Here is a 24,590-nt window from a genome sequence, read left to right as displayed (position 1 = left end):
AACAGCCGGGATGTCGGAGCAATGGCAACCAGGTGCTCGCAAAGGCCGGACCTTTCGGCCTCGATTCAGGGAGCACTCGATCGCGTGATCCGGAAATCTCCCGGAACTCTCGGCGGAGATCCGACCAATCGATGACGGACGTCGCCGAGGCATCTGTTGTCGACTGATTGATCAGGGCTCTGGCCAGGTTCGACAGGCCGTTCAGCGGGCGACGCTCGTCAGGTGATTCCGCAATGTTTCCGATAAACGTTGACAGTGCGCCGCCGTGCTACCAATACTTCCGCCATCGACAGACCTTGACGGATGTCGATTCGGGTCGCTCGCGGCGACCTGGTCTGCCGGGCGGCGACGGCAGCCGGCCGCACCTTGGCCAACGGTCTCACGCAGGGCGAGCTGACCGCCGGCCGGATCGCCCCGCACGGCGGGCTGGGGCGGTCCGGCCGCCGGGTCGGATCACCGTCGGCGCCCCGCGCGCCTGTCCCGACCGGCGGCGGCGACCCCGTTGATCGGTTTGTCCCCGATCGAACGACATCGTTTGACATGTGCCGCGAATCCATCTTTGATGGTCGATGTTGCTTCTCGTCGGTCCGGTCGGGCGCTGGGTCGTCCGGCGTGGGGTCGGGCCGTTCGATGCCCCGACCCTGGAGGACGGATGCGAAACTTCGCCCGAGTCAGACCACGACGGCTGGTGCCGGCGTTCGCCGTGGCGGTGCTGCTGGCCGCGGCGGTCGGTGTGCCGGCGTCGGCGGCGGGCCCGTCGACAGTCGTCGGTGTGGCGTCCGGTCGGTGCCTGGACGTGGTGGGCAACTCCCGGACACCCGGCGCCGGCATCAACATCTACGACTGCGTCGGCCAGGTCAACCAGGCCTGGACGTTCACCGCGGCCGGCGAGTTGCGGGCGTACGACGCGACGATGTGCCTCGACGTGGTCGGCCAGGACACCAGCGCGCCGGCCGCGCTGCAGATCTACGGCTGCACCGGCGGTGCCAACCAACGCTGGCGGATCAACGCCGACGGGAGCATCGTCGGTGTCCAGTCCGGGCTCTGCCTGGACGTGACCGGCGGCGGCACCGCCAACGGCACGACTGTCGGCCTCTGGACCTGCAACGGGCAGACCAACCAGCGCTGGACGTCATCGCTGGGCAGCACCGACAGTCAGCCGCCCACGCCCCCGGGCAACCCCCGGGTGAGCGGGCTGACCTGCAACTCGGTGACGTTCGCGTGGAACGCCTCGACGGACAACGTCGCGGTGGCGTTCTACGACATCTACCACGACGGCCAGCTCATGACCTCGGTGAGCGGCGGCACCCTGTCGGCCAGCCTCACCGTCGTCCCCGGAGCGACCTGGGGCCTGTACGTCAACGCGCGCGACGCCGCCGGCAACGTGTCGCAGGCCAGTGCCACCGTGACGATCACGCCGCCGCCCTGCCAGGCCGACACCGTGCCGCCAAGCACGCCGACGCAGCTCACCGGCACCGCGTCGGGGACCACTGTGACCCTGCGGTGGACCGCATCGAGCGACAACGTCGGGGTCCGGGCGTACGACGTCTACCGCAATGGCGTGAAGATCGGCACTGTCACGGGCGCCCCGCCGGCCACCACCTTCACCGACAGCGGCCTGGCGGCGAACACCACGTACCAGTACCAGGTCCTCGCTCGCGACGGGCAGGACAACGCCTCGGCGCGCAGCGCCTCCGTCGCGGTGAGCACCGGCGGCGCCTGCGCCAACCCGGTGTGCACGGTGCGGCAGGTCACCACCGACACCGACGTCCCGTGGGGCCTGGTGACGCTGCCGGACGGCACCGTCCTCTACAACCGCCGCGACGCGCACGACATCATCCACCTCAACCCCACCACGGGGACGAAGACCACAGTGGGCACCGTGCCGAACGTGCAGAGCACCGACGGTGAAGGTGGTCTGCTGGGCCTCGCGATCTCGTCGAGCTTCGCCAGCGACCGGTGGCTCTACATCATGCACACCTCGCCGAGCGACAACCGGATCGTCCGGATCAAGATGGAGAACGACCGGCTCACCACCGCCAGCGAACAGGTCCTGCTCAGCGGGATCCGGCGCAACAAGTACCACAACGGCGGTCGGCTGCGCTTCGGCCCGGACGGCAAGCTGTACGCCAGCACCGGCGACGCGCAGAACGGCGCGTACGCCCAGGACCGCTCCAGCCTCGAGGGCAAGATCCTGCGCCTCAACCCGGACGGCGGCGTGCCCTCGGACAACCCGTTCGGCAACTACGTGTGGAGCTACGGTCACCGCAATCCGCAGGGGCTCGCGTTCGACTCGCAGGGCCGCCTGTGGGAGCAGGAGTTCGGCAACTCGATCATGGATGAGACCAACCTGATCACGCGGGGCGGCAACTACGGCTGGCCGGCCTGCGAGGGCACCAGCGGCACCTGCGGCACGGCCGGCTACATCGCGCCGGCCCGCACCTACCCGACCGCCGAGGGCTCCTGCTCCGGCATCGCGATCGTGCGCGACGCGCTCTACGTCGCCTGCGCCCGCGGTACGCGGATGTACCGCGCCGTGATCAGCGGCAGCAGCCTGACGAACGTGCAGACGTACTTCAGTGGCACCTACGGCCGGTTGCGGACGGTGGAGCCGGCGCCCGACGGGGGACTGTGGCTCACCACCACCAACACCGGCGACAAGGACAGCACCCCGAACAACAGCAACGAACGCGTCCTGCACGTCACTCTCGGCGGTTAGCCGGGACGTTCGCCGACGGTCACCGGGCTTCGGCGCGGAGGCCGTCGGCGAGGCCGGGACGCGGTCCCCGCAGCTCTGAGGTTCGACGAGCGTTCACACAACGCTCGTGGCGAGGTCACCGTGCCGGATCGGCTTCCACCTAGCCTCACCAGGGCATCTGCACCCAAGAGCTGAGGTTTGCACCATGTCCCTGCGTCACGTTCTGGCGGGCCTCGCCGTTCTGCCCGCGCTCGCCGCTCCGGTAGCCGCGCACGCGTCGCCAGTCGACAGCGCCAGCGCGCTGCACCCCCAGAAGACCCATTTCGACCTCCAGGCCCACCGCGGCGGCATCGGCATGACCACCGAGGAGTCGCTGGAGGGCTTCGGCAAGGCGATGCGCCTCGGTGTCACCACGCTGGAGCTGGACACCCAGATCACGAAGGACCAGAAGGTGGTCGTCAATCACGACCGCCAGATCAGCGCCCAGAAGTGCGCCGACACCGCACCGGTCCGGGCCGGTGACCCGATGTACCCGTACGTCGGCAAGTACATCAAGGACCTCACCCTCGCCCAGCTCAAGACCATGGACTGCGGCTACCAGCAGCTTCCGGGCTTTCCCGAGCAGGAGCAGGTCAAGGGCTTCCGCATGGTCGAGTTGAAGGACGTCCTCGGCCTCGTCAAGAGCTACCGGGCCAAGCAGATCACCCTCAACATCGAGACCAAGGTCGAGGCGGGAGCGCCCGAGCAGACCGCGCCGCGTGAGCTGTTCGTCCGGCGGGTCTTCGAGGAGATCCACGCCTCCGGCATCGAAAAGCAGGTCACCATCCAGTCGTTCGACTGGGGTGCGCTCAAGGCGATGCACCGGCTCGCGCCGAAGTGGCCGCTGGTGGCCCTCACGAACTACGACTTCCTCCAGGTCGGCCAGCCGGGCGCGTCCCCCTGGCTGGGGGGAATCGACGCTGACGACTACGACGGTGACTTCGTGAAGGCGGCCGCCGCCATCCCCGGCGTCACCGCCCTGTCGCCCAACTACGGATTCCCGCAGAACGGGACCATCAGCGACCCGAACTTCCGCTTCTACCCGGACGCGACGATGGTGGCCGAGGCGCACGCCCGGGGCCTGAAGATCATTCCGTGGACCTGCGACGACCCGGCAACCGTGTCCGCGTTGATGGACATGGGCGTCGACGGGATCATCACCAACTACCCGAACCGGGTCCGGGAGATCATGGCCGAGCGGGGCATGCGGCTGCCGAAGAGCTACCAGCCCCGCCACTGACCCGTACGCCCGATCCGGGGCCGGTCCCGTGAGCCGCCTGGCGCGCTCGTGGGGCCGGTCCCGTCCGGCGCGCGTGCCGCGGCGCGGCCGGCGACGGCCCGGGCGGTCCGGTCAGGCCGGATGCTCAATGAGTCTCCTCGGATTCCCCCTCCGCTGCGCCGGCACGCCTGTCGGTCGGTGGGCGCCGCCCAACTCCGTCGTCCACGGCCGGGCCTGCGCGGCCGGGGCCCGCCACCGGGCCAGTGCCCCAGGCGGCGAGTCGGCGTGCTGCCCGCCGCCGGCCCCGGCGGGCCCCGCGTCGGGGTCGGTCGCCTCACCGCCGGCCGGCGCGATGCCCAACTCCCGCATCCGCTCGACGTACGTGCGGTAGCGCCGCTGCGCCTCGCCGTGCCGCCCGGCCGCGCGCAGCACCTGCACCAACTCCAGGTGGGCGTCCTCGTCGTACGGGTCCCGGTGCACCAGCCGCATCAGGTAGACCAGCTTCTGGTCGGTGTCCGAGGCGTGCTGGGCCAGAGCCCGCAGCACGCTGGTGTGGGCGACCTGCGCCTCCTCGCGCAGCGGCTGCGCCCAGTCCTCGTACGGGTCGTCGGCGAGGAAGTCCCCGCCGTACAGCTCGTCGGCCCGGACCAGCGCGCGGGCCGTGTCCGGGTGTCCGCCCCGCAGGGCGACCTGCGCCTCCTCGGCGGCGGTCAGGAACGTCTCGACGTCCACGTCGATCACGTCCAGGTCGATCGCCACCGAACCCCGGTCGGCCAGCACCGCGCCCCGGCCGCTGGTGCGGCGTCCGGTGCCGAGCACCCGGCGCAACGTGGACAGCAGCACCGACAGCCGGTTCGCGGTACGCGACGGTGACTCGTCCGGCCAGAGCAGCTCCATCAGCCTGGCCCGGGGCACGGCGCGTCCCCGGTGCGCGACGAGGATCTTCAGCAGGTCCCGTGCCTTCTTGGACTGCCACTCGCCGTACGGGACGACGGCGCCGGCCCGGAACACCCGGAAGTCGCCCAGCGTGTGGATGACCACCGCCGGTACGCGCAGCGTGATCGCGGTGAGCCCGTCGGCGACGCCCGGGTCCAGGCGTACCCCGCACCGGCGCAGCTTCTGCCCGGCGCCCTCGGCGCCACGGCGGGCCTGCCGCCCCTGCAGTCGCGCGGCGATCAGCGCGACGGTGGCCTCCTCGGCCGGGTCGCCCAGTTCCCGGCAGAGCGCGGCGGCGTCGTCGAGCAGCCCGGCTGACGCGCGCGGGTCGTCCGCCGCGAGCACGGTGAGTTGAAGCGCCTCGACGAGGGTGGCGCGTCGCCGCCCGACGGTCGCGCCGGTGCGGGCCTCGGCGGCGTCGAAGTGGGCGGCGGCGGTGTCACCGCGCAGCAGCGCCACCCAGCCACGGGCCAGCAGGGCGTACGGTCGTTCGGGCTCCCGCGCCATGGTGACCGCCCGTTCGGCGAGATCCTGCGCGGCGCACAGGTCGTCGGCCGCGCGGATCCGCGCCAGCTCGGCCAGGACCCAGGCGGGCGAGACGATGCGCGGCTGACCGCTGCCCACCGCGGCCAGGGCGCTCTCCAACGCCTGCCGGGCCTGCCGCGGCTCCCGCCGGCGACGGTGCACCATCCCGAGGGCGGCGAGCGAGATCGCCTCGTCGGCGGCGACTCCCGCCAGTTCCCGCAGGCGAAGCCCTGCCGCCCCGTCGGCGAGGGCCTCCTCCAACCGGCCGAGCTGACACTTCGCCACCGCGGCGAGGGTCAGCGCGTACGGCTCGAAACCCGTGTCGCCCGCCACCTCGGTCAGTCGGACGGCCGCTTCGGCGTGCCGCAGCGCGTCGGTGGCGTCGCCGGCCCACAGCAGGTGGCCGGCCAGGTCCAGGTGGACCATCAACCGCAGCAGGTCGGCGTCCGCGCGGCGCAGCCCGTCGGTCGCCTCCGCGCGCCCGTGGGTCGCCGTCGCGTCGCCGGTGGCGGCGGCGAGCAGCACGACAATCCGGGCGTACGCCCGGTGGGCGGTCGGGACGCCGCACGCGTGGGCGGCACGCGCCGCCTCCTCGACGTCCGCGCTGGCCCGCTCGATGTCGTCGTCGAGCAGGTGGTGCACGGCCGCGTGGCAGTACATCTGCACGGCGTGTGGGCCCGTCGCGCCGATCGGCGCGGTCGCCAGACGGGCCGCCGCCAGGTGCGGTTCCCCGGCGAGGTGGTGCCGCAGCGCCGCGCGCCAGATCTCCGCGACCGGCGCGTCGGCCGGGTCGGGTGTCGCGGCGAGGAGGTCGGGTTGGGTGGCGAGCCACAGGTGCGCGGCCGCGCGGTCACCGGCGGCGGCGAGGTGACGCAGCGCCCGCCCCGGGTCACCACCCGTAGGGTGTCGTTCCGCTGTCGATGCCTCGTCCCCACCTTCGCTGCGAGCCGGCGTCGACGGGCGCCAGGCATGGTTGACATTGTCTCCGGACATTCACCGCTCCTGTGTTCTCTCGTGGAGGCTCAGGCGAGCGAAGAGACAACCGGGCACTACGAGTCGTCGCCCCCGGCGTGGCTTCCCCCCGGGCACGATCATTGTCTTCATCGAGCGGCATCGCCATAACCAAAAGAGTCGGTGTACTTACTGACTGCAATGCGCTATCGGCATAAAGGCGCACTCAGGTTTCCCTCAGACCGCCGCAACGGCACCCGAACGGCCCCTACAAGCAACTGGCACGGGCCCGGTCCAGACTTCCCGGCATTGCGTGTCACCCGCCGATCGGAGCTGAGATCCGATGACCGAACAGACAGTTCGCCCTGGCCTTTCCGCCTTTTGGGAACGACAGCTCACGGACCTTCCGGAGCCGCCGGACCTGCCCTTCGCGCCATCCACCGACCCCGCCGTGGACACCCCCGCCGAGCTGCCCTGCGACCCGGTCGAGCCGCAGGTCAGCTCGCTGGCCGGCCTGTTCGCGCTGCTGCACCGCTGGGTCGGTGGCCGGGACCTGCTCGCCGAGACGCCGGCCGCGCCGACCGGCTCGGGACGATGGCTGCCCGTGCGGGTCCGGTTGCCCGAGGATCCCACGTGGACCGAGCTGCGGGACCTGGTCCGAACGGCTCTGCGCGAGGCCCGGGAGCACGACGCGGAATTGCCCGAAACGGTTCCCGACTATCGGCCGGTGGTATCGATTAGCTCCGATCAAGCGTCTCCCGGTTTTCGGGGTGCGGTGCGGCTGTTGATCGACGACACCGACGAACGGCCGGCGGCCACGGTGAGCCACCCGCACGCGACGTCGATCGGGGCGGCGCTGGCCGTGCTCCTCGCCCGGGCGCAGGAGCGGCCAGGCGCGCGCCTGTCCGACCTCCCGCTGCTCGACCCGGCGACGGAACGGCAGGTGGTGATCGACTGGAACGCCACCGACACCGACTACCCGCGCGAAAGGTCGGTGCCCGACCTGTTCGCCCAGTGGGTGCGGCAGACCCCGGACGCGCCCGCGCTGCGCGACGGCGAGCGGATCCTGGCCTACCGGGAGGTGGACCGGCGTGCCAACCACCTGGCGGGGCGTCTGCGCCGGCTGGGGATCGGCGCCGAGACGCTCGTCGGCATCTGCCTCGCCGACACGACCGCCTGGGTGATCGCGGCGCTGGCGACGCTCAAGGTCGGCGCCGCGTACCTGCCGCTGGACCCCGGATACCCACCGGAACGGCTGGCGTTGATGTGCCGCGACGCCACACCGGGAGCGATCCTGCACACCGCCGCGCTGGCCGACCGGCTCCCGGACGACGGCACGCCCCGGATCGTCGTGGACCGGCTGCCGGCCGACGACGGCCCGGCGGACCCGCCGGCGGTGGCCATCCACCCCGACCAGCTCGCGTACGTGATGTACACGTCGGGCTCCACCGGCCGACCCAAGGGCACCGGCGTCAGCCACCGCAACATCGTCCGGCTGGTCCGCGACACCAACTTCGTCGACGTACGCCCGGACGACGTGATGGGACAGGCCGCCACGATGTCGTTCGACGCGGCGACCCTGGAGGTGTGGGGCGCCCTGCTCAACGGCGCGTGCCTGGCGGACCTGGACATCAACGACGTGATCGTGCCGGACCGGTTGCGCGCCCGGCTGCGCGACACCGGCGTGACGATGATGTTCCTGGCCACGTCCGTGGCCCGCCAGGTGGCGACCGAGGCGCCGGACGCCCTGGCCGCGCTGCGCTACCTGACGTTCGGCGGCGAGCAGGCCGACCGGACGGCAGTGGACCGGCTCCGGGTGGCCTGCCCGGACACGACGCTTGTCAACGGGTACGGCCCGACCGAGGCCACCACCTACACCACGACGTACGACTGCGCCCGGCTCACCGCCGCGGACCCGATCGTGCCGATCGGCGGTCCGGTCGCCAACACCCGGGTGTACGTGCTGGACCAGCTCCTGCAGCCGGTGCCGCCCGGGGTGCTCGGTGAGCTGTTCATCGGCGGGGACGGGGTGGCCCGCGGCTACCTCGGCCGTCCCGACGCGACGGCCGAGAAGTTCGTGCCCGACCCGTTCGGGCCGCGCACCGGTGGTCGCCTCTACCGCACCGGCGACGTGGTGCGGCAACGCCCGGACGGGCTGATCGAGTTCGTCGGCCGCTCCGACCACCAGGTGAAGATCCGTGGGTACCGGGTCGAGCCGGGGGAGGTGACCGAGGCGCTGCGCGCCGGTAGGCTGCTGCGGGACGCGATCGTGCGCGCCGACCGCGACGCCGCGGGCGACGCCCGGCTGGTCGCGTACGTCGTGCCCGACGACGGGGTGCGCGTCGAGGCGGTCCGGGAGCGGGCCCGCGAGCAACTGCCCGACCACCTGGTGCCGGCCGTGTTCGTGGTGCTGGCGCGGCTGCCGCTCAACCGCAACGGCAAGGTGGACGTCGCGGCGCTGCCCGCGCCCGACACCACCGCGACGGCCGATGACGACGCCGCTCTGCGGACACCCACCGAACGGGCGGTCGCCGAGATCTGGCAGGACGTCCTCGGCGTGCCGGTGCGCCGCCGCGACGACGACTTCTTCGACCTCGGCGGACGGTCCCTGAAGGCGACCCGGGTCCGCTCCCGGCTCGCCGCCGCGATCGGCGCGCAGGTGCCGCTCCGGCTGATCTTCGACCACCCGACGGTGGCCGCGTTGGCCGCCGCGGCCGACGAGATCGGCGGGGTGCCGGTAGCGCCCACCGAGGCGGCCGTGCTCGCGCCGGACGGGCCGCCGCCCGCCGACCTCGCCGGCCTGCTCGACCAGCTCGAACAGGGGATCGTCCGATGATCGGAGCCCTCACGCCCGGGCAGTTGCGCCAGCGCGTGGACGCCCTGCCGCCCGAACGGCGGCGGGCGTTCCTCGCCGCGATCCGCGCCGACGGCGACCGGTACGGCATCCACCCGCTCACCGCCGCCCAGGAGTGGATGCTGCTGCTGGCGCAGCTGCGCCCGGACAGTCCGGCCTACCACGTGCCGTACCGGGTGGATCTGCGCGGCGAGGTGGACGTGGCCGCGTTGCGCGGCGCGCTCGACGAGATCGTGGCGCGGCACGAGGCGCTGCGCACGGTGTTCGTGCCGCTGGACGGGCAGTCGTACCAGATGGTCCTGCCGCCGACCGGCCTGCCGCTGGTGGTCGAGGACGTCGCGCCGGAGCGGATCGATGAGTACGCCGCGGCCGAGGCGGTACGCCCGTTCGATCTGGCCCGGGGGCCGCTGGTGCGGGCCACCCTGTGCCGCACCGGCCCCACCGACTGCACGCTGCTGCTGTCCCTGCACCACGTGGTATGCGACGGCTGGAGCATGGGTCTGCTCTTCGATGAGCTGTCGACGGCGTACGCCGCAGTGCGGGAGGGACGCCGTCCGGCGCTGCCGCCGGCGCCCCGGGACGTACCGGCTGCGCTGGCCCAGGACCTGCTGCTCGGCCCGGCCGAGCTGGCCCGACGCCTCGACTGGTGGCGCGACGCGTTGACCGGCGCACCGCCGGGGCTCGACCTGCCCACCGACCGGCCCCGCCCGGCCGAGCTGGAGGACGCCGGCCACGAGATCGAATTCTCCTGGCCCCCGGAGCTGGCCGACCGGGTCGCCGAGGCGGGCCGCCGCACCGGCGCGACACCGTACATGATCTTCGCGGCGGCCTGGGCGGCGTTGCTGCACCGACGCAGCCAGCAGCCGGACCTGCTGATCGCCACCCCGGTGGCGAACCGGCAGACGCTCGACAGCGAGACCGCTGTCGGCTTCTTCGTCAACACCCTGGTGCTGCGCAGCCGTGTCGACAGTCGACTGACCTTCGCCGCGCTGCTGGACCGGCTGCGGGACTCCGCGCTGACCGCGCTGACCGACCCGGTGCCGTTCGACGCCCTGGTGCAGGAGCTGCGCCCGGTCCGCGACGCCGGCCGCCACCCGCTCGCCCAGGTGATGTTCGCCGTCGAGGACGGCTGGGAGCAGCGGCTGACCCTGCCCGGGGTGAGCGTGCTGGCCAGCGGTGAGACGCACACCGGGACGTCCATGTTCGACCTGACGCTTACCGTCATCCCGCACGACTGCCGCATCGACGGGCGGATCGAGTACCGGACGCGGCTCTTCGACGAGTCCACCGCCCGGGCGCTCGCCGACCAGCTCGACACCCTGCTCACCGCCGCGCTCGCCGCCCCGGACACCCCCGTGGACCGGCTGCCGCTGCTCGACGCGACCGCCGGACGGGACCTCATCGACCGCTGGGCCGCCACCGCGCCCGCGCCCAGGGACCAACCGACCCTGCCCGAGCTGGTCGCCCGCCAGGCCGCGGCGGCACCGGAGACGGTCGCCCTGGCGTACCGCGATCAGGCCCTGACCTACCGGGAGCTGGACGCGCGGGCCGACCGCCTGGCCCGGACCCTCGCCGCCCGAGGCGTGCGGGCCGAGACGACGGTCGGGGTCTGCCTGCCCGCCGGCCCGGACTGGGTGGTCACCTTCCTCGCCGTGCTCCGCGCCGGTGGGGTCTACCTGCCCCTGGACCCGCAGTTGCCGGCGGCCCGGCTGGCGCACCTGCTCACCGACTCGGCCGCCGCGCTGGTGGTCACCACTGCCGACGCGGAGTTGGCGCTGCCCACCACCGACGTGCCGCTGCTGCGCCTCGACGAGCAGCCGCCGGCCGTCGACGCCGCGCTCCCGACCGCCGTCCACCCCGACGCCGCCGCCTACCTGATCTACACGTCGGGCTCGACCGGGCTGCCCAAGGGCGTCGTCGGCACGCACCGGGGGCTGAGCAACCTCGCCGCGGCGCAGGCCCGGCTGGTCGGCGTAGAGGCCGGCGATCGCGTCCTGCAGTTCCACTCGATCAGCTTCGACGTGGCGCTGTCCGATGTGGTCACCGCGCTCACGGCGGGCGCGACGCTGCGCCTGCTCGGCCCGGACGAGCGCACCCCCGGCCCCGACCTGGCCGCCGCGCTCACCCGGCACCGCGTCTCGGTGGCCGACCTGCCACCGGTGGTCCTCGACGCGTTGGACCCCGCCGCCGTGCCCGACCTGCGGATACTCACCGTCGGCGGCGAACCCTGCGCCCCGGACGTCGCCGCCGCCTGGTCGCGCGACCGGCTCCTGATCAACGGGTACGGGCCGACCGAGGCCACCGTCACCGCCACCGCCGCCCACTGCGCACCCGCCGACACCGAGCTGCCGATCGGCCGGCCGCTGACCGGGGTCCGCGCCTACGTGCTCGACACCGAGCTGCGGCCGGTGCCGCCCGGGGTGCCCGGCGAGCTGCACCTCGGCGGCGCCGGGGTGGCCCGCGGCTACCACGGCGACCCCGCGCTCACCGCCGGGCGTTTCCTGCCCGACCCGTACGCGCCGACACCTGGCGAGCGGATGTACGCCACCGGCGACCTGGTCCGCTGGCGTGCCGACGGGCAACTGGTCTTCCTCGGCCGGGCGGACAACCAGGTGAAGATCAACGGCTACCGGATCGAGCTGGGTGAGGTCGAGGCCCAGCTGCGGCAGTGCGCGGGTGTGCGCCGGGCCGCCGCCGTGGTGCGGACCGACGCGCCCGGCGGTCGACGACTGGTCGGCTACCTCGTCGGCGACGGGTTGGCGATCGACGAGCTGCGCCAGAGCCTGCTGCGGCGGTTGCCCCGCTATCTCGTGCCGAGCGCCTTCGTGGTGGTCCCCGACCTGCCGGTGACCGCCAGCGGCAAGCTCGACCCGTCCCGGTTGCCCGCCCCCACCGTGGCCCGCGCCGACCTCGGCGCCGCGTACGTGGCACCCGACGGCGCTGTCGAAAGGGCCATCGCCGACACCTGGCGGCAGGTGCTCGGCGTCGACGCCGTCGGCGCGGACGACAACTTCTTCGACCTGGGCGGCACGTCACTGCTGCTGGCGCGGGTGCAGACCCGACTCGCCGAACGGCTCGGCCGGCCGGTGCCCGCCGTCGAGCTGTTCCGCTACCCGACCATCGCGCTGCTGGCCCGGTTCCTCGACGGCACGGCCGCCCCGACAACCGCACCGGCCGGCGGCCGGCGACGGGACGAACGCAAACAGGCGCTGGCCGAGCGGGCTCGCCGGGCCCGCCCGGTGCCGGCGGGGGAGGGACGAGCGTGACCGACCAGGAGACCGGACTGGAGATCGCCATCGTCGGGATGGCCGGCCGCTTTCCCGGCGCCGCCGACGTCGACGAGTTGTGGCGGCGGATCCTCGCCGGGGAGGAGACCATCACCCGGTTCACCGACGCGGAGCTGGCGGCCGCCGGCCTCACCGAGAACGAGCGGCGACACCCCGACCACGTGCCGGCGCACGGCGCGCTGCCGGACATCGACCGGTTCGACGCCGGCTTCTTCGGCTACTCGCCCCGCGACGCCCGGCTGCTCGACCCGCAACAACGACTCTTCCTGCAGACCGCCTGGGCCGCCCTGGAACGCGCCGGTCACCTCGCCGGGAACCCCGACCGGCTGGTCGGCGTGTACGCCGCCGCCGCGGCCAGCGGCTACCTCCTGCACCACCTGTTCCGCAACCCGCGGCTCGACTCGGTCTCCGAGTACGAGCTGATGCTCGCCAACGACAAGGACTCGTTGCCCACCCGGGTGGCGTACCACCTGGACCTGCGGGGACCCGCAGTGGCGGTGCAGACGGCCTGCTCGTCGTCGCTGGTCGCCGTGCACCTCGCCGTGCAGGCGCTGCTCGCCCGCGAGTGCGACGTCGCGCTCGCCGGCGCCGCGCACGTCCTGTTGCCCACCGGCACCGGCTACCGGCACGAGGCCGGCGGCATCATGTCCCGCGACGGGCACTGCCGCCCGTTCGACGTGCGCGCCACCGGCACCGTGGGAGGCGACGGCGCCGCAGTGGTCGTCCTGCGCCGACTGGCGGACGCCCGCGACGACGGAGACACGGTGTACGCCGTGATCCGCGGCTCCGCGATCAACAACGACGGCCGGATGAAGGTCGGCTTCACCGCGCCCGGTGTGGACGGGCAGGTCGCCGCGATCCGGGCCGCCCAGGAGGTCGCCGAGGTCGACCCCGCCACCATCGGCTACGTCGAGGCGCACGGCACCGGCACCGAGCTGGGCGACCAGATCGAGCTGCGCGCCCTGGCCGAGGCGTTCCGGGGCGCAGACGCGAGCCCGGGCCCGCACGACGGTCGGGGCGCCGACGGGGTCCGGTGCGCGCTCGGCTCGGTCAAGTCGATCCTCGGTCACCTCGACGTCGCCGCCGGGGTGACCGGGCTGATCAAGGCCACGCTGGCGCTGCACCACAAGGTGGTGCCGCCCAGCCCGTACTGCACCGAGCCCCACCCCGAGCTGGCCGGTGGGCCGTTCCACGTGCCGACCACCGCGCAGCCCTGGCCGGACCTGGGCACGCCGTCCCGGGCGGCGGTCAGCTCCTTCGGCATCGGCGGCACCAACGCCCACGTCGTGCTCCAGGCCGCCGAACCGGCGGACCACAGCCCCGGCGACGACCGGTCCGCGCATCTGCTGGTGCTCTCCGCCCGGGACGCCGACGCGCTCGACCGGGCCCGCGACCAGCTCGCCAACCACCTGAGCGAGCACACCGACGTGCCGCTGGCCGACGTCGCGTACACCCTCGCGCGCACCCGACGGGAGTTCGGCCACCGGCTCGTCACCGTCGCCCGTGACGCCACGACCGCCGCCGCCCAGCTCGCCGACCGCGGGTCGCCGCTGGTCCGCACCGGCGTCGCCACCGGTACGCCGCCCGGTGTGGCGCTGCTCTTTCCCGGCCAGGGCGCGCAGTACGCGGGGATGGGCCGCACCCTCTACCGCACCGAGCCGGTCTACCGGGCGGCCTTCGACAGCTGCGCCGACCTGCTGCGCCCGCACCTCGACGTGGACCTGCGGACCCTGCTCTGCCCACCCGGCGACGCGGTCCCGGCCGCACCCGAACTGGACGAGACCCGGCTCACCCAGCCGGCCCTGTTCGCCGTCGAGTACGCCCTCGCCGAACTGCTGCGCCACCACGGCGTACGTCCGGCCGCGATGGCGGGACACAGCCTCGGCGAGTACGTGGCCGCCTGCCTGGCCGGCGTCTTCACCCTGCCCGACGCGCTCGCCACAGTCGCCGTGCGCGGCCGGCTCATGCAGGCCCAGGCCCCCGGGTCGATGCTCTCGGTGGCTCTCGGCGTCGACGAGGTGACGGCGCTGCTGCCGGCCACAGTGGAGGTGGCCGCCGCCAACGCGCCCAACCTCACCACCGTCTCCGGCGAGACCACCGCCGTCGCCGCGCTCGCCGCCGACCTGCGCGGGCGCGGGGTGGCCTGCCGGGAGGTACGCACCTCCCACGCCTTCCACTCGGCCCTGATGGACCCGGCTCTGGCCGGCTTCGCCGCGCACCTGCGGGAGGTGCCGTTGCGCCCGCCCACCGTGCCGGTCGTGTCGAACGTGACAGGCGGCTGGCTCACCGACGACGAGGCAACCGACCCCGACTACTGGGTACGACAGCTGCGCCGCCCGGTCAACTTCACCGCCGCCGCCGAACTGCTGCTCGACGAGCGGTACGCGCTGCTGGAGGTCGGCCCGGGTCGCACCCTGGCCACCCTCGTCCGCCAGCACGACGCCGCACGCGAAGTGCCCGTGCTGACCAGCCTGCCCGCCGGTCGCACCCCGGCCGGCGAGGACGATGCCGTCGCCCTGGCCGTCGGCCGGCTCTGGCTCGCCGGGACGCCCCTGCGCTGGCCCGACGGCCGCGCCGACGGACGACGACGGGTGCCGCTGCCCACGTACCCGTTCGCGCGCGAGCGGCACTGGGTCGACGCGTACCGGCCCGAATCCGCCGCCCCGGCCGCGGTCACGCCGGTCACCGCGTCACCGCCACCGGTCTCGGTGGAACCGGCGGCGGCCTCGACGGCGATCGCGCCGAGCGACGAGCCGTATGAGGTGGTGCGGCGGATCTGGGTGGATCTGCTCGGGGTGGACGAGATCGGCCCCGACGACGACTTCTTCGAGCTGGGCGGGCACTCGTTGCTCGGCACCCGGGTGGTGGCGCGACTGCGCGACGCGCTCGGCGTCGACCTGCCACCCGCCGCGATCTTCGAGTCACCGACGCCCGCCGCGTTGGCCCGTACCGTCGCCGCGCTGGCGGGGCCGGCTCCCGTCGTACCCCCGGCGGTTTCCCCGCCCACGGACAGCGACCTCACCGACCTGCTCGCGGAGATCCGGGCGCTGTCCCCGGAGAGCCTGGCCCGCGAGCTGCACCTGGCCCGACACGAGGAAGGCAACCCCGATGGCTGACGAGCACCGCGTGGTGATCAACGACGAGGAGCAGTACGCCCTGTGGCCCCGGCACAAGGAGGTGCCGGACGGCTGGCGGGACGCCGGCTGCGCCGGCAGCCGCGAGGAGTGCCTGGACTTCGTGACGCGCACCTGGACCGACATGCGCCCCCGCAGCGTGCGGGAGCACCTCGCCGCCGGCTGAACGTCCGGCTTGGTGGTGGCCGGGCTTGGTGGTGGCCGGGCGGTGGCCCTGCCGGGCGGTGGCCCTGCCGGGCGGTGGCCCGGGCGGGCGGTGGCCCGGGCGGGCGGTGGCCCGGTCTGGCGGTGGCTCGCCCGAGGGTGGCAGGTGCCCTGTGCTGCCTGTCGAGCTGCCCCAGAAATGGGGCAGCTCGACAGGGCCGCAGGGGAGTGGGGCCACCCCCTCGCAGGGCTCCTGTGGCGCAGGCGCTCGCGGTGCCAGGTTCTGGCGCGGCCGGGCGCTCGCGGGGCTGGACGCCGGTGTCGGGCTTTCGCGGCATCGGGCGCTTGAGGCGCTGGGCTCACGCCGCGCTGGGCTCACGCCGCGCTGGGCTCACGCCGCGCTGGGCTCACGCCGCGCTGGGCTCATACCGCGCTGGGCGCTTCCGGTGGCCGGGCCTCGCGGTATCGGGCTCGCGGGTCGAGCGTTCGCGGGGCCGGGCCGAGACGGTGGCGAGTTGTCAATGTAATGTTGACGCGATGACGACGCCGTTGGTCGGCCTGGCTGAGGTGCGTGCCGCTCGTGGCCGCCTGGACGAGCGGGAGGCGGAGCTGATCGACCGGGCGCGTCACGACGGCGCGACCTGGGCGCAGGTCGCGACGGCGCTCGGGCTTGGCAGTCGGCAGGCCGCCGAGCAGCGCCGTCAGCGCCTCGCGGCCGCTCGGCGTGCGCGGCGGCAGGACCTGGATCGTGGCTACTCGCCGCAGATCGCGGCGTTGCGAGCCGCGGTGGCCGAGGTAGAGCGTTGGATTGCGACGGACCGGCGGTGGGACTCCCGCTTCCGTCGGGCGGCTCTCGTGCGGAACACGGTCGACGCGGCTCTGGACGCCGACCCGGGCTCGCTCTACGCGCTGGCGCTGCACCTGCGGACCGATCTCGACGACGCGGGCGACCGGCTGCCGCCGCCGGTGCGAGCGGTCGCGACGACGTTGACGACCGCGTTGTCAACGCGAGATTGACGTCTGCCGAGGGCATTGCCTGGGTGCGGCTCAAGAATCAGGATGTGAGTCAATTCGACTCAACCTGGAGGGCGCATGCGGCGCAACGCGGGTCTGTTCGTGGCGATCTCGATGCTGTCCGGCTTCGGCAGCAGCGCCATGTCCCTCGTGTCCGGCATCTGGATCCTGGACCTCACCGGCTCCACCGGTCTGGCCGCTCTCGCCGGGCTCTGCGTGTACGCCCCGGTGCTCGCCGGCCCGTGGCTCGGCGGCCTGCTCGATCGGGCGTCGCGACGACCGCTGGTGATCGCCGTCAACCTTTTGCTGGCGGCCGCGCTGCTGACGCTCCTCGCCGTGCGTGGCCCGGGGCAGACGTGGGTCATCTTCGCCGTCTCGGGCGCCTACGGTGTCAGCTACGTGCTGATCGACGCGGGGGAGACCGCGCTGCTGCCGTCCGCGCTGTCGGCCTCGGAACTGGGCGATGTCAACGGGTGGCGCTCCAGCGCGCAGGAGGGCATGAAGCTGGTCGCGCCCCTGGCCGGCGCGGGCCTGTACGCCTGGCAGGGCGGCCACGCGGTCGCCGTGCTGAGCGCGGCGATGCCGATCCTGGTCGCCGTCCTCTACCGGGCGGTCCGCCTGAACCGGACGCCATCCGAGCGACCGACGTCGTGGGACCATGACCTCCGTACCGGGCTGGCGGTCCTGATCGGACAGCGGGCCACCCGCGTGCCGGTCCTGCTCGCGGCGACGTCGATCGCCATGTCCGGCTTCGGGACCGCCGCCGTCTACGCGATCGTCGTCGCGGAGCTGCGTCTGCCGACGACCTTCCTGGGTGTGCTGGCCGGTGCCCAGGGCGCGGGATCCATCCTGGGTGGACTGGTCGTCGGCCGGTTCCTCACCCGACGGGGTCCCGTCGCCGTCGGCGTCGCCGGCACTGTGCTGTTCGCCGTGGGTTGCCTGGTCCGCTGCCTACCCTGGTGGCCGGCCACGGTCGTGGGCGCCGTCGTCGCCGGCATCGGGCTGCCGTGGACCCTCGTCGCGGCGGTGACCGCCGTGCAGACGCACACCCCGGCGGCGCTGCTCGGCCGGGTCGCCGCGACTGCCAACACCGCGATGTTCGGCCCGCTCGTCCTGGCGATCCCGCTCGGTTCCGCCGCCGTCCACCTCGGCGGCCGTCCCCCGCTGATCGCCGCCGCCGTGCTCTGCCTGGCCGCCGCGGTCACCCTGCGCGTGCCGAAGCCACGACGACCCGAAGAGAGCGCCCCGCTCGTGATCGTTGGCAGCTGAGCGGCGTGACACGCCGGCCCCGCCACCGCTCAGCTGCCAACGATCACGGCAGGCGTATGCCCGAGGTCAGCCGTCGACGGCGCCGTGTGGATCGCGTACCGGATGGGTGGCCTGGAAGGCGAGCCGGCGGTCCGCGTCGGCGGCGATCCGGTCGAGGACGTCGTCCAGGTTCAGGAACACCGACCATCTCTCGCGGCCGGTGGCGTCGGCCAGGCGGTCGACGAGCAGCCCTTCCAGGTCGGTGACCCGTTTGCCCTTCCACACCTTGTCGGCAAGGCTGACCAGCAGATCGTCGACGCCTATGCCGTCCTGCTGCCACGAGGCGTGTGTGCGTGCGAACCGGGCCAGCGACGGCGCGACACCGTGGCGCAGCAGCAGTTCGTAGCCGGCGGGTTCGTGCGACGAGCCGGGCTCGGACAGCTCCTGCGGGTGCAGGACCTTGCCGATGTCGTGGGTGGCGGCGCCGAACAGCACCGCCGATCGGTCGACGGGCAGCTGCGGAAACCCGTCCGCCAGCGCGTCGGTGAGCTGTGCGGCGACATCGTGGACGGCGCGCAGGTGCGCGGCCAGGCGCGGTGGCGCGTGCACCGTCTCCAGCATTGCGACGACCTGGTCGGGGAGGGGCCGCAACACCGGGTCGCCGGGTGCGGTGAGGGCGCGGCGCAGAGCAGCGGAGATCACCGCGCCAAGGGTACGACGGACTGCGGGGGGCCGAGATCGATTCGTGGCCGTACCGCCGCTGGAGAGGTATCGGCAGTCGTTAACGTCTCGTCATGCGTCCAGCCCTGTCGCCCCACCCACCGTCGGTTGACAAACCTCCGAAGGCGCAGCGCACCACGTGGATCGTCGCGGGCGTCATCGTCGTCGCGTGCCTGGGGGCGCTGGCCCTGCCCGTCGGCGGCTTCCTGCTGTGGATGTACGCCGGGCCGGACGTGGACGAGCCGCGTGCGGCGGCCGACCAGTTCGTCAGTCGACTGGAGAGCAACGACGACGCTGCAGCGCACGAATCTCTCTGCCCGGCGATGAGGGAGAAGGTCGACCTGGCGGTGTTCACCGCGGCGGTGGAGCGCCTCGGCCGGCCCGTCTCCCACACCACGGGTGAGGCCGGCTTCGGGAACGAGGCCGGAACCAGCGCCTTCGTGACCGTCGAGCTGACCGGCCGGACGGGCCGGACCACGACACTCGACCTGCACCTGACGTTGGGCTCGGCCTGGCAGGTGTGCGACGACGCCTTCGCGTGACCGCCGCGCTCTACTCCTCGGCGAGGTGGTCGGGGGACTCCAGGGCCGCCTTCACGGCCTGCAGGAACGCGACAGCCTCCCGGCCGTTGACCACCCGGTGGTCGTAGACGGCGCTGAGGTTGACGAACCGGCGCGTCACGACCTGACCGTCCGCGTCCAGCGCCAACTCGTCCTGGGTGCCGCCGATCGCCACCACGCAGGTCTGGCCGGGAAAGACGATCGGCCCGGCGAGCACCACGTCGGGGTCGGTGTGCAGCGAGACGACGATGGTGCCGCCGGCCAGCTCGCCGGCCCGGAAGCCCTCACCGCCGGCCCGGGACCGGAAGTCCATCAGCGTCTCGGCGATCTCCGCGCAGGTCAGCTCCTCCACATCGCGGACCACCGGGATGAACAGCCCCGTACCGACGTCGATGGTGACGCCGACGTGGGCCGCCTCGGCCAGTCGTACGCTGGCGCCGTCACCGGGTGCGGCGAAGAGCAACGGGTGGTCCTCGCGCAACCCGCCGATGGCCTTGACCAGCAGCTCCGGCAGGCCGACAAGGGTGCGGGTGGAGCGGGTGAGCTGCCGGGCCACCGCGAGGGCGGCGTCGGCGCGGACCTTGATGACGGCGAGCGCCGCCGGCACCTCCCGGTGGGACTCGGTGACCACCGCGGCGACGGCGCGCTGCGCGCGCGAGAGCGCGTGCACCGGGCGCGGATCGTCCGGCTCCGGGCCGTCGCCGGCGGCCAGCGCGGCGGCTGCGGCCACCACCACCGGCTCGGTCGCCGCCGCGGGCGCCGACGACCGGTCGGCCAGCAGGCGTTCCACGTCGGTACGCCGCACGACAGCCTTGCCGAGGCCGCGCAGCTCGTCGTCGCCGAGGCCGTGCGCGGCCGCGAGTTCCCGGGCCGAGTCGGTGAGCACCGGCCCGCCGAGGGAGGCGTCCGGCAGCTGTACGACAGCCGGGGCGACCGCCTCGGCGAGGAAGCGCTGCCGGGCCTCCTCGCTGTCGAAGACGCGACCGATGACGTCGCCCGGGGCGCACTCCTGATTCACCTCGACGAGCCGGTGCAGGACGCCGTCGCCGTCGCTGAGCAGCTCCTCGGCCGCCTTGGAGGTCTCCACCTCGGCGATCGGCTCGCCGGCGCGCACCCGCTCGCCGTTCTCGGCCAGCCAGTCGAGCAGGACGTACGTCGTGTCGTTGTTGTTGAGCTTGGGGACGACCAGGTCAGTCACCACTGACGACCTCCTTCACGGCCTGGTGGATGTCGGTGTCCTGCACCAGCACGGTGCGTTCGAGATGCGCGGCGGTCGGGATGACGCTGTCGGCGGAGTGCACGAGGCGTACCGGCGCGCGCAGCGATCCCCAGAGCCGCCGGTGCACGACCTGCGCCAGCTCCGCGCCCCAGGTGCCGCCGGCGGTGCTCTCCTCGGCCACCACCACCCGCCCGGCCCGCGCGATCGGCGGCAGCAGGGTGTCGGTGTCCAGCGGCCAGAGCCGTGACGGCACCAGCACCTGGCAGACGATGTCGTCGCGTAGCAGCAGCTCCCGGGCCACCGACACCGCCCGGGCGGCCAGCCCGCCGGGTACGACCAGCACGCAGTCGGCCTGCTCCTCCTCGTCCACCCGGATCCGGGCGACGTCGGCGTCCGGGCCGATCAGGTCGTAGCGGAACAGCTCGTCCACGACGCCGTCGGCGTACATGCGTGTGGTGTAGAGGACCTTGTCCTCGAAGAGCAGACCCGGCCGGCCGGTGGCGAGCATGCCCGCGAGCACCGCCCGGTTGTCGTGGAACGGCGACACCTCGTGCACGCTGAGGCCGGGGATGCCGATGAAGTGCTTCAGCGGGCTCTGGCTGTGCGTCGGGCCGTAGCCCCGGTTGCCGCCGCTCGGGCAGCGCACCACAAGCCGAATCGGCACCCGCCGGCCGTACATGGCTGTGGACTTGCTGGCGAAGTTGAGAAGCTGGTCGAACGCCAGCGCCACGAAGTCGCTGAACATGATCTCGACGATGGCGCTCTGCCCGGCCAGGGCCAGCCCGCCGGCCACACCGACGATGCCGCCCTCGCTCAACGGGGTGGACAGCACCCGCTCCGGCCAGCGCGCCGACAGGCCCCGGGTCACCTTGAACGCCCCGCCGTACGGGTCGACGAGATCCTCCCCGAGCACTGTCAGCGCGGGGTCGTCGGCAAGCAGCGCGTGCAACGCCTGGTTGAGGTTCTCCACCACCCGCTCAGCCACGGCTCTCCTCCGCCCAGCGGCTCGCCGGCCGGCCGGCGACGTCGGCGACCACCTGCGCCACGTACGCCCGTTGCCGCTCGTCGTGCGCGCCGAACTGCTCCGGGTACGCCTGCGCGTACCGGGCGTACCAGTCGTGCGCCCGCGCGTGCGCGATCTCCTCCGGTCGGCGGCTGTCGTCGCCCTTGCTGTGCGGTCCCACCCGGTGCGTGAGCAGTTCCACCACGTACGGCGTGGACCGCTCGCGGACCCGGCGCAGCACCGGCGTCAGCGCGGCCCGGACCACCTCGGTGTCGGTGGAGGTGACCCGCAGGTGGTCCACCCCGAACGCCCGCGCCCGCCCGCCGATGCTGCCGGCGAGCTGCGCGTCGGTGGGCGTGGACTGGGCGATGCCGTTGTTCTCGACCACCAGCAGCAGCGGCAGGCCCCACAGCGCGGCCATGTTCAGCGCCTCGTAGACGGCGCCCTCACCCCAGGTGCCGTCGCCCAGGTAGACGAGCGCCAACCGGCCCGGTTCGGTGCGCTTGAGGTGCAGCGCCACCCCGGCGGCCACCGGGGCGCTCTCGCCCTGCACGCCTGTCGACAGGTAGCGGTCCCGCAGGATGTGCTGGCTGCCGCCGACGCCGTGGCACACCGCGCCCTCGCGGCCCATCACCTCGGCCAGCAGGCCGTGCGGGTCGTCGAACCGGGCCAGGTAGTGCCCGTGCCCGCGGTGGTTGCTGAACACGAAGTCGCCGTCGTCGAGCAGCGGGCGCAGCGCCACCGGCACGTACTCCTGGCCCAGGCAGGTGTGGGTGGTGCCGTGCAGTTCGCCGCGGCCGAACATGTCCAGCAGGGCCAGCTCGAAGTGCCGGATCAGCAGCAACAGGTCCAGGTCGGCGTCGGTGAGGCGGGTCGGCGCGATCGGCGCCGCCTCGGTGCGGGTGGCGGTCACCGGGCGACCCCGTCCCGTTCGCGGGCGACCAGGTCGACCAGCTCGCCGACCGCGCTCACCGCCAGGTACGCCCGCAGGTCCAGGCGTACGCCGAGGTCGTCCTCCAGCGCGGAGAGCAGCCGCAGCGCCTCCAGGCTGGTCCAGTTGGCCAGCGACGCGAACCGGACGTCGGGCGCGATCTCCTCGGCCGGCACGTCCGCGACCTGCTCGATGAGGTCCGCGACGGTGGTGAACAGGTCAGGCACGGATGTCTCCCTCCTCAGTGGCGATCCACGCCGGCAGCAGCCGGGGCGGGGGGTGCAGCGGCAACACGTGCCGGGTGGTGCCGTCGTCGACGGATGCCACGGTGAAACCGGCCGAGGGCCAGACGGTCCCGCCGGGCTTGTTGCGGGCGGTGGGCCGGAACAGGGCCTCCAGCCGGGTCGCGCCGGCCGCTCGGGCCAGCTCCGCCACCCGGTGCAGCGCCGCCTGCTCGACGCCGCGGGAGAAGACCCGGCAGCTGAGCACGAAGTTCTCGATCACCCAGGCGTCCGGGTCGGTCCGGTCCAGCCACAGGCCGCCCACCAGCCCTTCGGCACCGAACCGGTCGGTCACCTCGACGGTGAGCACCAGGTGGTCGGGGGAGTCGGCGCGCGCCCGGGTCTGCGCCTCGGTGTGTGCGCGCTCGGTCATCGTGAACTGGTTGGTGCGCAGCCCGAGCTGCGCGAGCCGGGGCAGGCTGTGCTCGTCCACCTCCCGGACGGTGACGCGCAGCTTCAGCTCGTGCAGATAGTCGGCCGCCGAGTCGAACGTGGCGGCGAAGCGCTCCCGCCCGGCGCGGGCCCGGTACAGCGCGGTGCGTTCCCGGTCGGTCGCGCCGGTGGCCAGCACGGTGAAGTGCCCCTCGGTGAGCAGCCTGGTCGGGAAGCCCGCCGGGTCGCCGGCCAACTCCACCACCCGTACGGTCGGCAGCTCGCGGCGTACCAGGTCGCACTCGAACGGGCTGTCGTCGGCGAACACGACCGCGTCCAGGCCCAGGTTGAGGGTGGTGGCGAGCTGGCGCAGGTTCTCGTCCTTGCGTCCCCAGTTCACCGCCTGGGCGACGAAGTCGTCGGAGCGCAGCAGCAGGTCCGGGTGCTGCGTGAACGCCTCGGCCACCAGGTCGGGGTCGTTCTTGCTGCACACCGCGAGCAGCACGCCCTGCCGGCGCAGCGCCAGGGCACGACGCTGCACGTCCCGGTGGCAGTTGCCGGGATAGTCGCTGCCCAGCCGGATGCCGGTGAGCCCGTCGTCGCCGAGCACGCCCGCCCAGAGGGTGTTGTCCAGATCCAGCGCGAGCACCTTCGCCGTCCGGCCGAGGACCGCGCGGCAGAAGGTGGCGGCCTCGTGGGCGTACCGGCGCTCCACTGTGGGCGTCCACGCCATGCTGGCGAACCGGTACAGGCGCTCGTCGCGCACGGGACCGTCGTGGTCCACCAGCAGTGTCTCCAGATCCAGGGTGTACGTCGTGTCCCGCGCCCCCAGCTCCAACAGCTGGGAGTTCAGCTCTCGCCAGACGCGGCCCAGCTCGGCCCGGCCCCGGAAGCTGACCAGGCCACGGTGCTCCAACGGCGACAGCGGCACGGTGTGCAGCAGCACCGCGCCCTCGGTGCGCGTCGCGTAGCCGCGCAGCGCGGCGGCGAGCACGCCGGCCCGTTCGCCCAGCACGTCGGCGAGGCCGGCGAGGTCGCCGGGGTCCCACTCGGCGGGCAGGAACCAGCCGTCGTGCAGCAGGCAGAGCGTGACGTCGGCCCGGAACTCGGCGAGCGCCGAGCGCGGATCGCTGAGGTCGAGCACGAGCTGGTCGAAGCCGGAGACGTGGATCTCGGCGGCGATGCCGATCCGCAGCAGGGCCACCCGCAGCAGCGGTTCCAGCGTGCCCGGCGTGAACGTGCCGGTGACCGCGACCCGCAGCGGGCGCAGTGGGAAGTCGGGACTGGCCAGCTTCTCGACGGGCACGTCGGCGAGCAGCCGGCCGGCGGACGCGACTGTGGTGACCGCCGCGCCGTCCAGGTGGACCAGGCCGGGCGCCAGCTCCGGATCGGCGGCCGCGTCGGGTCGGCGCAGCCGGCGGATCCGGTGCAGGACCTCCTCGACTCTCATGTTCG

16 protein-coding genes are annotated in these 24,590 nt (G+C 73.4%); 9 read left to right on the top strand and 7 right to left on the bottom strand.

The window, feature by feature from the left end:
- Positions 1–652 precede the first annotated feature (652 nt).
- Together AB0B97_RS11210 and AB0B97_RS11205 are read left to right on the top strand one after the other, a co-directional pair.
- Positions 653–2,719 (top strand): PQQ-dependent sugar dehydrogenase, encoded by a 2,067-nt coding sequence (locus AB0B97_RS11210; RefSeq protein WP_357492705.1) that lies wholly within the window; start codon positions 653–655, stop codon positions 2,717–2,719.
- A gap of 184 nt (positions 2,720–2,903) precedes the next feature.
- Positions 2,904–3,977 (top strand): glycerophosphodiester phosphodiesterase family protein, encoded by a 1,074-nt coding sequence (locus tag AB0B97_RS11205; protein ID WP_357492702.1) that lies wholly within the window; start codon positions 2,904–2,906, stop codon positions 3,975–3,977.
- 111 nt (positions 3,978–4,088) lie between these two features.
- Here AB0B97_RS11205 and AB0B97_RS11200 read toward each other — a convergent pair whose 3' ends face one another.
- On the bottom strand, positions 4,089–6,410 hold the full coding sequence (locus tag AB0B97_RS11200) for a BTAD domain-containing putative transcriptional regulator (RefSeq protein WP_357492700.1): 2,322 nt from the start codon (positions 6,408–6,410) through the stop codon (positions 4,089–4,091).
- A 409-nt stretch (positions 6,411–6,819) separates the two neighbouring features.
- Between AB0B97_RS11200 and AB0B97_RS11195 the strand changes: the two genes are divergently transcribed.
- The 6 genes from AB0B97_RS11195 (at position 6,820) to AB0B97_RS11170 (ending at position 18,070) form a co-directional block, all read left to right on the top strand.
- On the top strand, positions 6,820–9,204 hold the full coding sequence (locus tag AB0B97_RS11195; RefSeq protein WP_357492698.1) for a non-ribosomal peptide synthetase: 2,385 nt from the start codon (positions 6,820–6,822) through the stop codon (positions 9,202–9,204).
- The gene (locus AB0B97_RS11190) at positions 9,201–12,488 is read left to right on the top strand and encodes an amino acid adenylation domain-containing protein (protein WP_357492696.1); all 3,288 of its coding nucleotides are present in this window, start codon (positions 9,201–9,203) and stop codon (positions 12,486–12,488) included. Before AB0B97_RS11195 ends, AB0B97_RS11190 begins: the two co-directional genes overlap by 4 nt.
- Entirely contained in the window at positions 12,485–15,625 is a 3,141-nt protein-coding gene (locus AB0B97_RS11185; protein WP_357492694.1) for a beta-ketoacyl synthase N-terminal-like domain-containing protein, read from the top strand. The genes AB0B97_RS11190 and AB0B97_RS11185 overlap by 4 nt, the downstream gene beginning before the upstream one ends.
- On the top strand, positions 15,618–15,809 hold the full coding sequence (locus tag AB0B97_RS11180; RefSeq protein ID WP_234581241.1) for an MbtH family NRPS accessory protein: 192 nt from the start codon (positions 15,618–15,620) through the stop codon (positions 15,807–15,809). The genes AB0B97_RS11185 and AB0B97_RS11180 overlap by 8 nt, the downstream gene beginning before the upstream one ends.
- A gap of 515 nt (positions 15,810–16,324) precedes the next feature.
- The gene (locus AB0B97_RS11175; RefSeq protein ID WP_357492691.1) at positions 16,325–16,804 is read left to right on the top strand and encodes a hypothetical protein; all 480 of its coding nucleotides are present in this window, start codon (positions 16,325–16,327) and stop codon (positions 16,802–16,804) included.
- Between the two features lie 75 nt (positions 16,805–16,879).
- Entirely contained in the window at positions 16,880–18,070 is a 1,191-nt protein-coding gene (locus AB0B97_RS11170) for an MFS transporter (RefSeq protein ID WP_357492689.1), read from the top strand.
- Positions 18,071–18,136: 66 nt separating this feature from the next.
- Here the strand turns inward: AB0B97_RS11170 and AB0B97_RS11165 are convergent, their stop codons facing one another.
- The gene (locus tag AB0B97_RS11165) at positions 18,137–18,751 is read right to left on the bottom strand and encodes an HD domain-containing protein (protein ID WP_357492687.1); all 615 of its coding nucleotides are present in this window, start codon (positions 18,749–18,751) and stop codon (positions 18,137–18,139) included.
- 92 nt (positions 18,752–18,843) lie between these two features.
- Here AB0B97_RS11165 and AB0B97_RS11160 point away from each other — a divergent pair, with 92 nt between their 5' ends.
- Complete coding sequence (locus AB0B97_RS11160; protein ID WP_357492685.1) at positions 18,844–19,311, top strand: hypothetical protein; 468 nt, start codon at positions 18,844–18,846, stop codon at positions 19,309–19,311.
- A gap of 10 nt (positions 19,312–19,321) precedes the next feature.
- On the opposite strand, the gene AB0B97_RS11155 is transcribed toward AB0B97_RS11160, so the two are convergent.
- Genes AB0B97_RS11155 through AB0B97_RS11135 form a run of 5 tightly spaced genes read right to left on the bottom strand, consistent with a single transcriptional unit; the run spans position 19,322 to position 24,585 of the window.
- Positions 19,322–20,527, bottom strand: a complete 1,206-nt coding sequence (locus AB0B97_RS11155) for a 2-oxo acid dehydrogenase subunit E2 (RefSeq protein ID WP_357492683.1) — start codon at positions 20,525–20,527, stop codon at positions 19,322–19,324.
- Entirely contained in the window at positions 20,520–21,533 is a 1,014-nt protein-coding gene (locus AB0B97_RS11150; RefSeq protein WP_357492681.1) for a transketolase C-terminal domain-containing protein, read from the bottom strand. Before AB0B97_RS11150 ends, AB0B97_RS11155 begins: the two co-directional genes overlap by 8 nt.
- A complete protein-coding gene (locus AB0B97_RS11145) occupies positions 21,526–22,464 on the bottom strand; it encodes a thiamine pyrophosphate-dependent dehydrogenase E1 component subunit alpha (protein WP_357492679.1) in 939 nt (312 codons plus the stop codon). Before AB0B97_RS11145 ends, AB0B97_RS11150 begins: the two co-directional genes overlap by 8 nt.
- Positions 22,461–22,709, bottom strand: coding sequence for an acyl carrier protein (locus tag AB0B97_RS11140; protein WP_357492677.1), 249 nt, complete (start codon positions 22,707–22,709; stop codon positions 22,461–22,463). Before AB0B97_RS11140 ends, AB0B97_RS11145 begins: the two co-directional genes overlap by 4 nt.
- On the bottom strand, positions 22,702–24,585 hold the full coding sequence (locus AB0B97_RS11135) for an HAD-IIIC family phosphatase (RefSeq protein WP_357492675.1): 1,884 nt from the start codon (positions 24,583–24,585) through the stop codon (positions 22,702–22,704). The genes AB0B97_RS11140 and AB0B97_RS11135 overlap by 8 nt, the downstream gene beginning before the upstream one ends.
- Positions 24,586–24,590 lie beyond the last annotated feature (5 nt).

Source organism: Micromonospora sp. NPDC049004 (assembly GCF_040649315.1).
In the GTDB taxonomy this organism is placed as follows: Bacteria; Actinomycetota; Actinomycetes; order Mycobacteriales; family Micromonosporaceae; genus Micromonospora.
Note: the sequence above shows the minus strand (reverse complement) of the source record. Positions and strands in the feature narration are given on the sequence as shown.